13 protein-coding genes and 3 pseudogenes are annotated in these 15,650 nt (G+C 53.1%); 6 read left to right on the top strand and 10 right to left on the bottom strand.

Annotated elements, in window-relative coordinates; translation table 11 throughout:
• Positions 1-240: 240 nt before the first annotated feature.
• From kdpC to BDD14_RS18410, 6 genes are all read right to left on the bottom strand, one after another.
• Positions 241-792: a potassium-transporting ATPase subunit KdpC gene (kdpC, locus tag BDD14_RS18435; RefSeq protein WP_130420085.1), complete on the bottom strand. Its 552-nt coding sequence runs from the start codon at positions 790-792 to the stop codon at positions 241-243.
• Positions 793-801: 9 nt separating this feature from the next.
• Positions 802-2,841 carry a potassium-transporting ATPase subunit KdpB gene (gene kdpB / locus BDD14_RS18430; RefSeq protein ID WP_130420084.1) on the bottom strand — a complete coding sequence of 680 codons (2,040 nt, stop codon included), beginning with the start codon at positions 2,839-2,841 and terminating at the stop codon, positions 802-804.
• Positions 2,842-2,859: 18 nt separating this feature from the next.
• Entirely contained in the window at positions 2,860-4,623 is a 1,764-nt protein-coding gene (gene kdpA, locus BDD14_RS18425) for a potassium-transporting ATPase subunit KdpA (RefSeq protein ID WP_130420083.1), read from the bottom strand.
• Positions 4,624-4,710, bottom strand: coding sequence for a K(+)-transporting ATPase subunit F (kdpF, locus tag BDD14_RS34550; protein WP_130423337.1), 87 nt, complete (start codon positions 4,708-4,710; stop codon positions 4,624-4,626).
• Between the two features lie 506 nt (positions 4,711-5,216).
• Entirely contained in the window at positions 5,217-5,930 is a 714-nt protein-coding gene (locus tag BDD14_RS18415; RefSeq protein ID WP_130420082.1) for a response regulator transcription factor, read from the bottom strand.
• Positions 5,927-7,057, bottom strand: coding sequence for a histidine kinase (locus tag BDD14_RS18410; RefSeq protein ID WP_130420081.1), 1,131 nt, complete (start codon positions 7,055-7,057; stop codon positions 5,927-5,929). The genes BDD14_RS18415 and BDD14_RS18410 overlap by 4 nt, the downstream gene beginning before the upstream one ends.
• A gap of 8 nt (positions 7,058-7,065) precedes the next feature.
• Here BDD14_RS18410 and BDD14_RS33125 point away from each other — a divergent pair.
• The 6 genes and pseudogenes from BDD14_RS33125 to BDD14_RS18390 all read left to right on the top strand — a co-directional run.
• Positions 7,066-7,413 (top strand): annotated as a pseudogene (locus BDD14_RS33125) (DUF4118 domain-containing protein); the annotation flags it as partial.
• Positions 7,414-7,434: 21 nt separating this feature from the next.
• Complete coding sequence (locus BDD14_RS18405; RefSeq protein WP_242618261.1) at positions 7,435-8,520, top strand: sensor histidine kinase; 1,086 nt, start codon at positions 7,435-7,437, stop codon at positions 8,518-8,520.
• A 116-nt stretch (positions 8,521-8,636) separates the two neighbouring features.
• Positions 8,637-10,067: a hypothetical protein gene (locus tag BDD14_RS18400; protein WP_242618048.1), complete on the top strand. Its 1,431-nt coding sequence runs from the start codon at positions 8,637-8,639 to the stop codon at positions 10,065-10,067.
• Positions 9,995-10,438: pseudogene (locus BDD14_RS33770) on the top strand (glycosyltransferase); the annotation flags it as partial. The gene BDD14_RS18400 and the pseudogene BDD14_RS33770, both read left to right, overlap by 73 nt.
• A gap of 84 nt (positions 10,439-10,522) precedes the next feature.
• The gene (locus BDD14_RS33115; RefSeq protein WP_242618260.1) at positions 10,523-11,116 is read left to right on the top strand and encodes a glycosyltransferase; all 594 of its coding nucleotides are present in this window, start codon (positions 10,523-10,525) and stop codon (positions 11,114-11,116) included.
• Positions 11,082-13,307 carry a glycogen debranching N-terminal domain-containing protein gene (locus BDD14_RS18390; RefSeq protein WP_130420078.1) on the top strand — a complete coding sequence of 742 codons (2,226 nt, stop codon included), beginning with the start codon at positions 11,082-11,084 and terminating at the stop codon, positions 13,305-13,307. The genes BDD14_RS33115 and BDD14_RS18390 overlap by 35 nt, the downstream gene beginning before the upstream one ends.
• A 10-nt stretch (positions 13,308-13,317) precedes the next feature.
• Here the strand turns inward: BDD14_RS18390 and BDD14_RS34545 are convergent, their stop codons facing one another.
• The 4 genes and pseudogenes from BDD14_RS34545 to BDD14_RS33105 all read right to left on the bottom strand — a co-directional run bounded on the left by BDD14_RS34545 (position 13,318) and on the right by BDD14_RS33105 (position 15,637).
• Positions 13,318-13,854, bottom strand: coding sequence for an SOS response-associated peptidase family protein (locus tag BDD14_RS34545; protein ID WP_165420141.1), 537 nt, complete (start codon positions 13,852-13,854; stop codon positions 13,318-13,320).
• Between the two features lie 603 nt (positions 13,855-14,457).
• A pseudogene (locus tag BDD14_RS33110) lies at positions 14,458-14,724 on the bottom strand (outer membrane beta-barrel protein); the annotation flags it as partial.
• Positions 14,725-14,729: 5 nt separating this feature from the next.
• The gene (locus BDD14_RS35040; RefSeq protein ID WP_479724012.1) at positions 14,730-15,155 is read right to left on the bottom strand and encodes an outer membrane beta-barrel protein; all 426 of its coding nucleotides are present in this window, start codon (positions 15,153-15,155) and stop codon (positions 14,730-14,732) included.
• Positions 15,125-15,637 carry an outer membrane beta-barrel protein gene (locus tag BDD14_RS33105; protein WP_479724020.1) on the bottom strand — a complete coding sequence of 171 codons (513 nt, stop codon included), beginning with the start codon at positions 15,635-15,637 and terminating at the stop codon, positions 15,125-15,127. Before BDD14_RS33105 ends, BDD14_RS35040 begins: the two co-directional genes overlap by 31 nt.
• Positions 15,638-15,650 lie beyond the last annotated feature (13 nt).

Below are 15,650 nucleotides of genomic sequence, written 5' to 3'. Positions count from 1 at the left end.
ACGATCTCCAACGTAATCAGGGTGATGTCGGAGTATTGTCCGGCTGTCGCATCGGAGATGACCACATTCAGCAAGGCCATTGCCTCATGTGCAGACGATGGAGGTAACTCTTCAGAAGGCGGTTCATGAACTCTCAGCGCAGGGATGACTCGGAGTCTGTATCTAAGGCTTAGAAGACCACCCGCAACATAAGGAAGGCGGGAGGGACGAAGCGGACGATGCCCAGTCCCTTTCCACCGGCTATTTAAACTCGCTAAGTGCAAGGTTGATATCGAGCACATTGACGCGCGGCTCGCCCAGTAGCCCCAATTGTCGCTGCGTTGTGTGATCGTTGACGAGTTTACGCACCTGCGCTTCGTTGACGTGGCGCTCTGCCGCCACACGTGGCACCTGGTAGAGTGCCGCAGCTGGTGAGATATCCGGGTCAAGCCCGGAACCTGAGGCGGTTACGAGATCGACGGGCACATTCGGTGCTTTCTCGGCCCTTACGCTCGCGGAGACACGGTCCTCCAAGATCTTGTTTGTGGGGCCAAGATTCGAGCCGCTGGAGGCAGAAGCATCGTATCCAGATCCTGCAGCAGAAGGACGGCTATGGAAATAGCCCGGCCCCGTAAAAGGCTGTCCGATGATCTTCGAGCCGATGATCTGATTATCTTTCACGATGAGCTGTCCGTTTGCTTTGTCGTGGAACAGACCCTGTGAGATGCCTGTGACGATTAAAGGATAGATGATTCCCAGTAGAACGGCCGTCACGAGCGTATAGAGGCAGGCTGTAATGAGATGTTTCTTCATAAGGTCTCCTTAGGCCAAGTGGATCGCGACAATGATCATGTCGATGAGCTTAATTCCGATAAACGGAACGATGATGCCGCCAAGACCATACACCAGCAGGTTTCTCTGTAGAAGAGCGGCTGCGGACATCGGACGGTACTTCACACCGCGGAGGGCGAGCGGAATCAGTGCAACAATGATCAGTGCGTTGAAGATGACAGCGGATAGCACTGCCGACTCAGCATTATGCAGATGCATGATGTTCAATGCATTGAGGACGGGAAAGACACCTGCAAACATCGCTGGGATGATAGCAAAGTATTTCGCGACGTCGTTCGAAATTGAGAACGTCGTCAGCGCCCCGCGAGTCATCAGAAGTTGCTTGCCAATCGCGACGATCTCGATGAGTTTCGTTGGATTGCTGTCCAGATCGACCATATTGCCGGCTTCCTTTGCCGCCTGGGTGCCGCTGTTCATTGCAACTCCTACGTCTGCCTGAGCCAAGGCCGGCGCATCATTTGTGCCGTCGCCTGTCATAGCGACAAGCTTGCCCTCCCCCTGCTCGCGCTTGATGAGGTCCATTTTGTCCTTGGGTTTAGCCTCGGCTAAGAAGTCGTCAACGCCGGCTTCACGCGCGATTGCCGCAGCCGTCAAGGGGTTATCGCCTGTGATCATAATGGTGCGGATCCCCATGGCGCGGAGCTGCTCGAAACGTTCGCGCATGCCGCCCTTGACGACATCCTTCAGATGAATCACGCCAAGCGCCTGGTCATTCTCTGCGACAACCAGCGGCGTTCCGCCGCTTCGTGCAATCTCCTCGACGGCGGAGCGAACTGCAGCCGGTAGCTGTGATCCATGCTCTTGGAGATAGCGGGAAATCGCATCAACAGCACCTTTACGAATGCTTCGGCCATCGACTTCGATACCACTCATGCGTGTCGTTGCTGAGAAAGGTACGAACTCAGCGTTCATCTGGCCAAGCTCGCGGCCGCGCAAGCCGTATTTCTCCTTCGCGAGCACGACAATCGATCGTCCCTCTGGAGTTTCGTCAGGAAGCGAGGAGAGTTGTGCCGCATCCGCCAGTTTTTCTGGCGACACATTGGGCGCTGGAACGAACTCAGAGGCCTGGCGGTTTCCAATGGTGATCGTTCCGGTTTTGTCGAGAAGCAGGGTGTTAACGTCTCCCGCAGCTTCAACGGCGCGTCCCGACGTGGCGAGCACGTTGTGTTGAACCAGGCGATCCATTCCAGCGATACCGATGGCGGATAGCAAGCCGCCAATCGTTGTTGGAATAAGGCACACCAGCAAAGAGACAAGGACGAAAACTGTCTGCGGTGCGCCGGAGTACAACGCGAAGGGCTGGAGGGTTACGACCGCTAAGAGGAAGATGATCGTAAGTCCGGCTAACAGAATGTTGAGCGCGATCTCGTTCGGTGTTTTCTGACGTTCCGCTCCTTCCACCAGAGCGATCATGCGATCAAGGAAGGTTTCACCCGGATTTGAGGTAATGCGCACCGTGATCACGTCACTAAGGACGCGCGTGCCGCCCGTGACTGCGGAGCGATCGCCGCCAGCCTCGCGAATGACAGGCGCCGACTCTCCTGTAATAGCGGATTCATCCACTGACGCGACGCCTTCGATCACCTCTCCATCGCCCGGAATCATCTGTCCTGCGGTCACACGGACGACATCACCTGCGCGAAGTTGTGAGCTAGGAATTTCCTCTACGCCGTTCTTACCGACAAGATACGCCGTCGTCTCGGATTTCGCGAGCCGGAGTGCATCTGCCTGAGCTTTGCCTCGCCCTTCCGCCATAGCTTCGGCGAAGTTGGCGAAGAGAACGGTAAACCAAAGCCATAGCGTGATCTGGATATCGAAGCGGAAATGTCCGCGATGCGTTGCGAGATTCACTATGAGAAGAACCGTTGTAAGAACGCTGCCAATTTCGACAACGAACATGACGGGATTCCGCATCATGACTTTGGGGCTGAGCTTCGCGAGAGCATCTGTGCTCGCGCGACGAACAATCTGAGGATCGAATATGGAGCGACGTTTTGCTGTATGTGCCATTGGTTTCTCGTAGCTCCTTTAGAAGGTCTGGCCCGCTTGCAGGAGCAGGTGTTCGAGGATCGGACCGAGGGAGAGGACTGGGAAGAACGTAAGCGCTCCGACGATGAGGATGACGCCAGTGAGCAGAAACGTGAACAACGGTGTAGTAACAGGAAATGTTCCCGATGACGCTGGCACGATCTTTTTGCCCGCCAGGTTGCCTGCGATTGCCAGCATAGGAATGATCATCATGAAGCGACCGAAGAACATCGCAAGGCCAAGGGTGTAGTTGTACCAGTGTGTGTTGGCGTTGAGCCCGGCAAAAGCCGAGCCATTGTTACCTGTTGCGGAGGTGTATGCGTACAAAATTTCAGACAAGCCATGCGGGCCGTGATTGGTGAGACTGCTCAGTCCGATGTTCGGCATCAACACAGAAACGGCCGAGAAACCCAAGATGATCAAGGGAAAGATGAGGAGGTACAGCATGGCAAGCTGCACGTCGTATGCTTCGATCTTCTTTCCAAGGTATTCCGGTGTTCTCCCGACCATCAGACCGGCAATAAAGACAGCCATGACGACGAAGATCAGCATGCCGTAGAGCCCCGCGCCAACTCCGCCAAAAACAACTTCACCCAGAAGGATGTTGATCATTGGCACCATGCCGCCAAGAGGAGTGAAGCTATCGTGCATACCATTGACCGCACCGCAGCTTGCGTCGGTTGTAACCGTAGCAAAGAGCGCGGAACTTGCAATTCCGAACCGCACCTCTTTGCCTTCCATGTTGCCGCCAGATTGGAGATCCGATACATGTTGATCAGTTCCATGAAGCAACGGGTTGCCGTGAGCCTCCGCCCAATAACAGGTAAACGTCCCTGCAAACCACAAGATTGCCATTGCCGCAAGAACCGCCCATCCATGTCGAGGTGAGCCAACCATCTGGCCGAGTGTGACGGTGAGTCCTGCCGGAATGAGAAAGATGGCAAGCATCTGGAGGAAGTTAGAAAACGGCGTGGGATTTTCAAAGGGATGGGCGCTGTTGGCGTTGAAGAAGCCGCCCCCATTCGTTCCCAACATCTTGATCGCTTCCTGCGAAGCAACAGGGCCTTGGGCGATCGTTTGGGTTGTTACGGTCGCAGTCTTGCCATCGGAACCTGTTACATTTTGTGCTTCTACCAGCTTTACGGTGTCGTAGGAGCGGAAATTCTGAATTACCCCCTGCGATACGAGCCCCACCGCAAGGATCGTGGAAATCGGCAGTAGGACCCAAAATGTTCCTCGGGTCAGGTCCACCCAGAAGTTGCCGAGGGTTTTCATCTCACGTCGTGCAATCCCTCGAATGAAGGCTACCGCAAGCGCCAAGCCGACAGCAGCAGACCAGAAATTGTGCGTTGCGAGTCCAAGCATCTGGGTTAGATAGCTCATCGTCGACTCGGGAACATACGACTGCCAATTGGTGTTGGTGGTGAAAGAGATGGCTGTGTTCAGCGCGAGATCTGGTGCTACTGCTCCAAGATGTTGCGGATTCAATGGAAGAAGATGCTGCAGGCGTTGCACGACGTATGTGAGCACGAGGGTTGCCGCACTGAAGACAAGCATCGAGATTGCGTACTCTCCCCAGGTCATCTCTTCATCAGCTTTCACACCGGTAAGGCGATAAAGCAAGCGCTCGCAGGGAACGAGGATCACATCGAGAAATGTCTTCCGACGTTCGAACACACTCGTCATGTAGCTTCCCATCGGCTTGGCAAGGAGAAGAACTGTGGCGAGAAAAATCGCTATTTGAAGCCAACCGTTGAGTGACATTTAGAACTTCTCCGGACGTAACAGTGCGTAAACGAGATAAACCATCAACAGAGCGGAGATGGCGAGCAGGATGATATTAAGAATCATTTGCGCTTTCCTTTCAGGCGCTCACAGCCGTGGACATAAAGCAAGCTGAGCGGAAACAAGATGACGAATAGGATGAGTGCAACTACGTCGAGCATGGAAACCTCCGGGCGCTGCTAGCAGCTTCCCTGTTTGGGAACCCCACAGATCAGGCCCAGTGTTTTCGGTATTGCCAACGGCTGGGAACTCCTGAGATATCGGTGAGAAAAATTGGACGAGAGGAAAACCCACGGCGATATTCCGCCGCGCGAGGAAACTTGACCTGAACTGATGATCCGCAACCAATGTCAGTTTGTTGAGAGCTTGGAAAGCTTCACTAAAAAGGGCATGGGGACCATCGGGGTATTCGGAGCCGGCTCCGAGGCTCCAGTCCTGACGGGTTTCTGCAGTCCACGCATTTTGCAGTTCCAGACTGCCGCCGAGCACTTCCGTCGTGAACCCGAGTAGTTTCATATGAGCCCAGAAAGTATTTAACTCTCCGAGTCCGTATGAATTCAGTAGAATAAAAGTTAAAAAGTTGTAAGTTCGTCGTTGCCGGTTGGATGAAAGCGGTAGCCCACCCAAGGCTCGCTCTGTACGTAGGGTGCATTCGAGATTGGCTCGATCTTCTTTCTCAGTTGGGCGATCAGCACACGTAGATACTCCGGTTGGGAGGCACCGACAGATCCCCAAATAGATTTGAGCAGCGTCTTATGCGTAAGCACACGTAACGGGTTATTGGCGAACAACAGAAGAAGTTCAAACTCCTTAGGCGAGAGGTGAATACTCTCTCCTTTTACTTTCACCAGCCGAGAGTCTGAATCGATCTCAAAATCACCGACTTGAACAATGCGGGGTGGCGTGTCTTGTGATGCGACAGCACTCTTTCGTCGAAGATGCGCACGCACGCGAGCAAGAAGCTCTGGCGTTCGAAATGGCTTAGTTATGTAGTCGTCCGCACCTTCATCCAGGGCGCTCACCTTGGAGTCATCCGTATCTCTTACGCTCAGCACGATGATCGGAACAAGAGAGGTTCGTCGCACTTCCTTGGTCAATTCGATGCCGTTCATTCGGGGCATTGAAATGTCGGTAATGACGAGGTCTGGCATCTCGGCCTGAATCTGTTCGAGCGCCGCGACCCCGTCATGGGAAGTCCGGACTCGATATCCGCTCGCCTGAAGTGACGTTCTGAGCATCCGAGTGATCTGCGGATCGTCATCGACAACTAGGATTGTGCTACTCATCGTGTCTCCTGTGTAATGATATGCAAATCCACGTGCGGCGCCTCTGACATGAACTTCTGTATGGCCAAAAAGTAGAGATATTTCTTAAGCCCGTGCAAAGCAGATCGCCCGAAGATCGCCTGCGTGATCCTGTGCTCCGTCACAAACGCTGCTGTAACGGACGCTACATTGCCACCTGTCAAGTGAACGACACTCGCGCCCAGGTTGTTGGCGAATTGAATATGGGACTCAAGGGTCTTCTTCCGAGTTGGGTCCTCGTCACGATCATTTGTCACATGAAGAATATAAAGCTCACCGTCGAGCGCTTCTGCAAAGCGCGCACCGCGAGCAATCAGGTCACGAGCTTCAGGGTTTGAGCTGATGCAAACGGCGACCTTCTCGGCCACCGACCAGTGCGCTCCCAGCCGCTTACGTCGCACATAATCGTCTAGCGTTTTATCAACCGCGCGAGTGACTCGTTGAAGGGCCATTTCCCTTAGAGCTATAAGGTTCCCGCGGCGAAAAAAATTTGAAAGGGCCCGCTCCACCCTTTCCGCCGGATAGATATCGCCCCGTCGCATACGTGTCGAGAGCGCCTCTGGCGTTAGATCGCTGATCACAATTTCATCGGCTTCATCCAACACCCAATCCGGGACTTGCTCCTGCACCTTAATGCCGGTCAAGGCCTGTACCCGAACGGTCAGACTTTCGACATGCTGAATATTGATTGTGCTCAGGACATCAATATTGCTCTCGAGCAAGAGTAGTACATCTTCATATCGCTTCTTGGCGCGGCTACCCTCGATATTAGTGTGTGCCAGTTCGTCGATAAGGACGACTTGAGGCATACGCGCCAGAATCGCGTCAACATCCATCTCGGTAAACAAGGTCCCTCGGTACTCCACCTCGCGACGTGGAACCTGTTCGAGCTTTGCGGCCAGTTCAGCCGTACTGGCGCGACCATGTGTTTCGACGATTCCAATGACGACATCTTCGCCTCGGCTGCGGCGGCGAATGCCCTCGCTAAGCATGCTGTATGTCTTTCCGACCCCCGGTGCATAGCCGAGGAATATCTTAAAGCGCCCTCGAGTCTTTTCAGCTTCGCTCGAATTAAGCCAATCCTCTGGAGATTTTTTATTGTCACTCACGGCTTAGAATGCTCCTCATGAACTCTCGACGCCTCCTGACGCTTATTCGTTGGACAGCTTCCATTCTCGCACTGGCCGGAATTGTACTCATATATCGTCGGTTTCTACATGTCAACCCAACCACTGTCGCCCTAACCCTATTACTGTTCATATTGATCCTCGCAGCGCAATGGAGCCTCCGCTATGCAGTGGTCACATCTCTGTTGGCCACGTTCTGCTACAACTATTATTTCCTTCCGCCTGTAGGAACGCTCACTGTCTCTGACCCACAAAACTGGCTTGCACTTCTTACATTTCTCTCCACAGCGGTCATTGGGAGCAGGCTTTCCCAGCGCGCACGCGATGAGGCCGAGGAGGCCCGCTCCCGCCAACGTGAGTTGGAAACCCTTTTCTCCTTAAGCCGTGAAATGCTTGCGACCGATAATGTTGCCGAGCTGGTTGCCGCGGTTCCGCGAGCTATTATCGGTGCGACGCATGCGCGAGCCGCTGTTATTTATCTCATTGAAGATGACAGGATCTATCAGGCAGGTACAGAACAGGTCGCTGATGTGGAACGACCGCACCTCCGGCAGCAGGCGTCTCAGATCAATGCAGTTGAGAAGACCGGAGATGAGTTCAGGGTTCCTCTCAAAGTAGGAGTGAAGCCTCGCGGGTTACTCCTGGTGCGTGGGTTGACCTTATCGAGCGACGCGATGGAGGCAATTGGTGGATTGATCTCAGTTTCCCTGGATCGTGCGAGCGCACTGGAAAACGTAGCACATGCTGAGGCTACAAAAGAGAGTGAACGGCTACGCAGCTTGATGATCGACTCGATTACGCACGAACTGCGAACCCCCTTGACCTCAATCAAGGGTGCAGCAAGCATCTTGCTCTCGACGCAGATAGAGAAAGAGGAAGATCGAAGAGAACTCCTTACCATCATCGATGAAGAGAGTGATCGAATCAACAAGCTTGTTTCGCAGGCGGTAGAGATGTCGCAACTCGACGCAATGCAGGTCCATATGAATTTCGAGCGGGTCGATATCGAGGAAGTAATTAAAAGCGCGCAAGAGGATTGCACATGGGTCGGGGAACATCATCCGGTGGAGGTGCGGCTGCAGCAGAAAAGAGATATCGTGGCTGATCAGGAGTTTTTGAAAAAAGTCGTCTCCAATCTTTTGGAGAATGCCGCGAAGTATTCTGAAGATCAAAGCCCTATTGTGGTCACCACAACGGTCGAATCTGGTTTTCTTGTAACAAGCGTTGCAGACAAAGGGATCGGCATCGATTCCCACGAGCAAGGGCTTATCTTTGATCGCTTTTATCGCGCTCCCATGCACAATCAACGCATATCGGGCACGGGAATGGGACTGTCCATCAGCAAAGCGATCGTCGAAGCGCACGGAGGAACCATGCAGGTAATCAGCCGCCTCGGAGAGGGATCGGTCTTTAGTTTCTCGATCCCCCTTAAGCCGAATTCCTGACGCTGAAGTTGGTCGCCAAGATCGTGTTCAAGATTGTCGAAACCTTTATGCCTTCCTGATGCCTCAGGCGATGGAATAGAGAAGCCAGCACATTCCTTTCGATGGAATGAATGTTTATGGCTTGGAGGCGAAAGGTCGTCATGCAGGAGCCCGACAGTTACTTTGTAATTCCCACTCACCGCTTGCGAGATGTTGGTCAAACCATTCGTGAATACGATGAGCACTTTTGGCGCAACGGACACTCTCCCCAGATCATCGTGTTCGACGATTCGACGCCGTCGAATGTCGATAAGTATTTCCCCCAGCTGAAAGACATCAAGACAAAGTCGGATCTCTTTTATGTTGGTCCCCAACAGAAGCAGGAATTTCTTTCCTATGTGAACTCTCGCCTGCGCAACAAACAGCTCGAACCACTGGTAAAGAATCTTTTCCGGCCTAGCTACGGCGGCAATCGAAATTACACGCTCATGTACACACTCGGAGGACTCATGGTGAGTTCCGACGATGACATGCGGCCTTACTCGTTGATGGAGGATAGCCCCGAATCACTGGAGAGCGACGAAATCAGTAGAGGAAGACTTCACCGCGTCGGGCAGAACGGCTATGCAAGAAAATCCTTTGACATCATGTCCGCATTTCTCGATGTTCTAGGCAAGAAGAGCAGCGAGGTTCCGGAGAACTACGAACGCGGTGAACTGCTCATCGATACAGCGATGGAACTTGAGACAAACGCGACCAAAGGCTTTGCGGAAGAAAACACGATGAGGCTACAGCGTGGCGCCATGCGCGACGACGCTATTGTAAAAATGGCCCAGACCTTTCGTTCTGGCACGAACGATATTGACGCGATTGATTTTGTAGACATGTTTCTTGGAAATGATCAGCAATTGAGCCCCGATGATCTAAACGATCTCTATGTCCTAGAGAATTTCAGGCCGGTTCTGACCAATAAAAACTGGCGGATGGATTGTGGCGTCGCGGGTTATGACAATACATTTGGGCTTCCGCCGTTCTTTCCGACACGCCTCCGATTCGAAGACTACATCTATCGCATATGGATTCAGCAGGAAGGAATCGTTGCAGCGCATGTAGATGCAGCGCAACATCATACAAAAAGCAATTACATGAGGAACCCGCCCGCTTCTGAGGTCTTGAATGAGGAGATCGCCAACCTCCTGAAACGGAAGATACGGGAGTCTGTCACGTGTATCGATGAGCTTAGTGTGAGCTTCGATTACAAGGGAGACCTTACAGCACAGGATGCCGAGGAGATTTTGGCCAAGATCACAGCGCTCCATAGCCGAGCTCTTGCTGCTACGGAAACGGCACCCACTGCAGAGCGCGCCGAGTCTCTTCGGCTGTTTGCAGCGAATCTCCGGAAGGCCTTTTATGGGTTCGAGCCCGATTTTTTCCAGCACAATCTCGTGAGAATTGTGGATGACGCTGTTGCGTCAATTCGATCTTCGCTTGAATTATGGCCAACCTTAGTCGAAATCTGCTACTTCCAGAAGATCCGACAGGGATTACCGATGCTCCAACTCAGCTAGGGGTAAGGATGCGAATTGCACAGATTGCTCCTTTATTTGAGAGCGTTCCGCCCACTCTTTACGGTGGCTCTGAGCGTGTTGTGTCCTGGCTGACCGAAGAACTTGTGCGGATGGGTCACGACGTGACCTTATTTGCAAGCGGAGATTCGCGAACGAGCGCTACACTCGTTCCCGGCTGCCCGAAGGCGCTGTGGAGAGACCTTTCGTGCAGAGAAACGCTTCCACATCACGTCGCTCTCGTCGAAGAAGTGTTTCGGCGTGCTTCTGAATTCGATGTACTGCATTTTCACTGTGACTACGTTCACTTTCCACTGGTGCGACGCTATCGGACACCCACTTTGACGACAATGCATGGACTTCTCCATCCACCTGATCTCCAGCACTTTCTCAAGACATACTCAGACATCCCTCTGGTTTCGATCTCACACAATCAGCGAGTTCCCATTCCGGATGCAATGTGGGCTGGCACGGTGTATCACGGCCTTCCGGAAGGACTTCACACCTTCTGCAGTCAGCCAGAAGAGTACCTGGCATTTTTGGGTAGGATATCGCCAGACAAGGGGATTGAACGTGCGATAGAGATTGCAAAGCAAGCGGGCATGAAACTGAAGATTGCGGCGAAGATCTATGAAGAGGACCGCGCCTACTTTGAACGTCAGATTGAGCCAATTCTGGCAAACAATAGATTCATAGAATTCGTGGGCGAGGTGGGTGGCCGGCAGAAGGACGAGTTCCTTGGCAAGGCGAAAGCTCTTCTGTTTCCGGTCGAGTGGGCGGAACCCTTTGGCCTCGTGATGATTGAAGCCCTTGCCTGCGGCACACCTGTCATTGGCTGGCAACGTGGTGCCGTCCCCGAAGTTATCGAGGATGGTGTCAACGGCTATACAGTCAAAGATATTTCTCAAGCGGTCGAGAGACTCTCTCATATCGCATCAATTGACCGCAGTACCTGCCGAAACAGCTACGAAAGGCGTTTTCGCGTGGACCAGATGGCCTCTTCATACGTAACGCTGTATGAAGAACAGATCACTAGAAATGCGAGGAGATGATATGAGAGCTGAAATTGATGAGAGAAAACAGCCGGCATCTCCCGAAGGTTGTTGTCCCGCACCCGATTCATCTTCAGAACTTTCTTTGGAGGTTGCTAATACATCAAGGCACCTGCTGAAGCATAAAGATGCTTTTTTCCTCTGCAACGCCCGTGGTGATGTGTTCCCGAACGAAACGAACGAGGAAGGGTATTATTTCGACGGCACTCGGTTCCTTTCCAAACTCTGCCTGCGAATCGATGGTGCTCTTCCTACACGCTTGGGATCACACGTGAGAGATAAAAACGATGCTCTGATCGTGACTCTGACAAATCCGCACGATGGCCCCGGTTTTCACGCAAACGTCATACGGATTGACCGCCATGTCTTTCTGCTTGAGAGCCACTGCTACATTACAGTCAATCTTGAGAACTACGGGATATCACAAGCGGACTTCTCGATTTCCATCGATTTTTCAGCTGACTATGCTGATATCTACGAGATTCGTGGCATGTCGAGAGCACGCCGCGGTGTGCTGGAAATTCCAAGGGTCGCAGTCGATTCGGTAGAGCTTGGGTATCAGGGATTAGACAAAGAGCAGCGGACCACGCGCATGGAGTTCTCACCTACACCGAAGGTGCTAACTGCGTCGTATGCGACATATCCAGTATCTCTCAACAGAGGCGAGAAGCAACAGCTCGTCCTTACGGTCAGATGCGAACGGACCCGACGTCCAGATACGGAGAAGATTGCGTTCGAAGTTGCAAAGGAGCGCATCTCTGCACAACAGGAGCGACATCGTTGTTCCTCGGCATTGGTTCGTTCTTCAAATGGGCAATTTACAGAATGGTTCGAACGTTCGTTCGCCGATTTGAATATGATGACAAGCGATCTACCGACCGGGCCTTATCCGTACGCCGGTATCCCATGGTTCAACACGCCCTTTGGTAGAGACGGGATAGTGACCGCGCTCGAGTGCCTCTGGATGAAACCCGAGTTGGCCCGGGGAGTGCTCGCATATCTGGCTGAGACCCAGGCGACTGAAGTCATTCCTGAGGAGGATGCCGAGCCTGGAAAGATTCTCCATGAGATACGCCCCGGGGAGATGGCGACGCTGAAGGAGATGCCATTTGGCCGCTATTACGGAAGTGTCGACGCAACACCACTCTTCGTTCTGCTCGCGGGCGCTTACTATGAGCGAACCGGAGACATAAATTTCATGCGCAGCCTCTGGCCTTCCATTCACGCGGCCCTCGCATGGATGGAGAAGTACGGCGACTCCGATGGCGATGGATTTATCGAATACAAGCGACAGTCGCCAAACGGACTGATTCATCAAGGCTGGAAAGATTCTGATGACGCCATCTTTCACGCCGACGGCTCGCCAGCTCAGGGTGCATTAGCGGTGTGCGAGGTACAAGGATACGCTTACGGAGCTCTGCGGGCGGGCGCAATCCTTGCCGAGCACCTGGGACACTTTTCAGACTGTGAGATTCTGACGGGGCGAGCGGAGACGCTCTACCAACAGTTTAACGAAAGTTTTTGGTGTGAGGAACTCAATACTTACGGGCTTGCGCTCGATGGGAACAAGCGCGTCTGTCGCGTAAAATCGTCCAACGCGGGGCAGTGCCTATTTAGCGGAATTGCAACTCCGGATAGGGCCCGCCGAGTCGCTGATACCCTCTTGGCTCCTGACAGCTACTCGGGTTGGGGCGTGCGAACCATCGCTTCCACCTCCGCTCGCTTCAACCCAATGTCGTATCACAACGGAAGTGTCTGGCCCCATGACAATGGACTCATCGCCTTTGGAATGGCTCGATATGGGCTAACTCAGCACGTAAGCCGTTTGTTTGAGGATATCTTCGCCTCCGTCACCTATTTCGACAGGTATCGTCTGCCCGAACTGTTTTGCGGATTTGAGAGAGAAGCCGGGGTGGCGCCTGCACTGTATCCAGTCGCATGCGCGCCACAATCCTGGTCTGCCGCTTCAATATTCCTGCTGATTCAAGCGTGTCTCGGGCTCAAGGTCGATGGCATTTCAAAGCAGATCACCCTGACCCATCCAATGCTGCCAGCCTCGCTCGTCGATCTCCAGATTGAAAACCTGATTCTTGGGACAACTTCAGTCAGTTTCGAAATTCGGGGACACGGGAGCGACGTCCACGTCCGTCCGACAGCCGACCTCAAAGGGTGCTCGATCCTTCGTTACTGAAATCCAGCGTCTACCGCAAATCCAGAGCTGGCGCGCTTTGATCGTATGGCATCATCTTCCACGTCTTCAGCTCAGGAGCCGAGAGAGGCCTAAGCAGGTCCAGAGGCTCCGGGTCATGTGTTGATGAATGTAACCATCTATCCCGTTCCTGAAGCGAAATGACGATTGGTAAGCGGTCAAAGAGAGAACGCAAAACGGGAGCAACGAGGGACGTGATGACCGCAAAAGTTTCTACCTCGCAACCGGCATCGTTGATCCACGTCTCCCATACCGCTGCAACCGAAAGAATTTGACCTGAAGTCGGCGCGAAAGAACAGTCCTGGATTGTGCCCTTTGCGGAATGACCATGCTCGCTTAGTTGAGTGGCAGGAACAAGGCACCTCCGCCGTCGAAATGTCGTACGGAACCCGGACGAGCAAGTGATAGCTTCCGCGGAAGCCTCTGTGCGTAGCTCAGCGCCCCGTTCGTCATGTGCATAAGAAGGAACAAGACCAACCTGCATCCATACGAGTTCCCTTTCGCCAGTCTGTGGGCGGAGGCGAAGCACCGGATAACGTGGTCTTTCTATTGGTGGTCGTTCTTCGTTCTCCTGGCACAGAACGCAAATATCAACGCCCGCCCAATCTGCGAGTTCTTCAGTCGATGCACGGAGTTGGAGCCTGTTGAACACGGATAATCTCAATGACAAAAATGCGTTGCTATTTGAGGGAGCAGGAAGACAATCGGAACTGCCGAAAGCATTGCATTATGCAGACCCGCTCTGTGAGATCAGAACTTGTAGATCAGATCTGCACCGACGAAGAACTGTTTCTCGCCGTTCCATTGTCGTAGCCCGGACGATCCCACGAATGATCGAATCGAATCTGCGTTGATGCGGGGCCCTGTGCACTGAGTGTCAAACTGCAGCCGAGAAGAAGAAGTGCTGCATGACCCACCCGAACTACAGCTTTAGTGGTGCCTGTGGTTCTCATAGTATCCATCCTGCGCACACTATGTTACACAGGCGCGCCATTAGAGATACTACGGTCTGCCCCATAAGGGTTTCATAAGGAAATCGATGAAAGTCTGTAAGTGGCTGGCGCACACGTCGCAGACTGCAAAAGCAATTACCCTGGCGAACACGATGGCTCGCCAGGGAAAGAGATATTCGCTAGAAGTCCAGGCGCAACGCCACCTGTCCAGTACGATTTCCTGCATTCTCGGCAGTCTGTGGCGCGCTTAGAACGCCGAAAGTGGAAACGTTATCGATCTGTGTTGCCGGTGGCGCAAAGTTTGTATGGTTAAGTACGTTGGTGAAGGTGGACTCGAACCGCAATTTGGCGCGCTCGTGCAGATCGAAAGTCTTCGCCATGCCCAGACTTACTGCAGATGTTGCTGGGCCCTGGAGAATTCCAGCTCCAGCATTGCCGAATCGTCCAGCCCCTACAGGAGTCGGAGCGAAGGCTGAGCGTTGAAGTAGTGCGACCGAGACTGTCCCTGGTACAAGTTTTTGGAGATCATATCAGGTCGTAATGTAGCGCCGCGATTTGTCACATTGGTATTCGATTGATCGTTGATACCAGGAACTCCTGAAGGTGTGCTTGGGCACGAGCCATCCGGGTTAGGTTGGAGCTGGCAGCCTCCCGGGCTGACGCTCGGAGTGAGCCACGGTCCAGATTCGAGCAACGTCACTGTATTCAATTCCCATCCACCCACAACATGGCTGATCCAGCCACTTGTCAGACGCCCACGACCAGGTCCAGAGGGCAACTGGTTCAAATTGCAGGCGTTAAACGACTGCTGAAAGGCCAAATTGGAACTCTGGAGGTTGTTCTGACTCAGGTAGGAAGAGAGTTGATCCGGAACCACAATTGAGTTGGTGTTCTGGTGAAAATTCGCAAAGTTTCCACCGTCGCTTTGAATGCAGGTAGAACTGTCCAACGCAGACCATAGCTGAGGGTGAACCTCGAGTTCACTTGAAACTCATCTTGAGCAAAGAGACTATATTGCCAAGCTGTTCCTGCGACGTCGGGACTGGATACCGCGAAAAACAGCGTTGCTGGAGCGCCGATGAGAAGATCGCCAAAGGAATTGCCAGTGAACGTCGGCTGGAAGGTGAATTGACCGAAGTCATCGGATGCAAGGAACGTCTCAATGTCGTAGTAACGAACACGGCGCGTATCGACTCCGCCTTTGAAGGTGTGTTTGCCGTATGTATACGTGACGTTGTCGGTCAGCTGGAGTGTCTTGGACTGAGTCACGCCAGTCTTATCACGGCCAATAGGTGTAAACCCTGTTCCGTTGCTGAAATTGAAAGTCGGGAAGGCATTAGTATTCGGATGCTGGCTGATGTCGACACCCTGA

Source organism: Edaphobacter modestus (assembly GCF_004217555.1).
Classification (GTDB): domain Bacteria; phylum Acidobacteriota; class Terriglobia; order Terriglobales; family Acidobacteriaceae; genus Edaphobacter; species Edaphobacter modestus.
The sequence above is the reverse complement of the archived record's forward strand: the minus strand, read 5'-3'. Positions and strand labels throughout refer to the sequence as shown.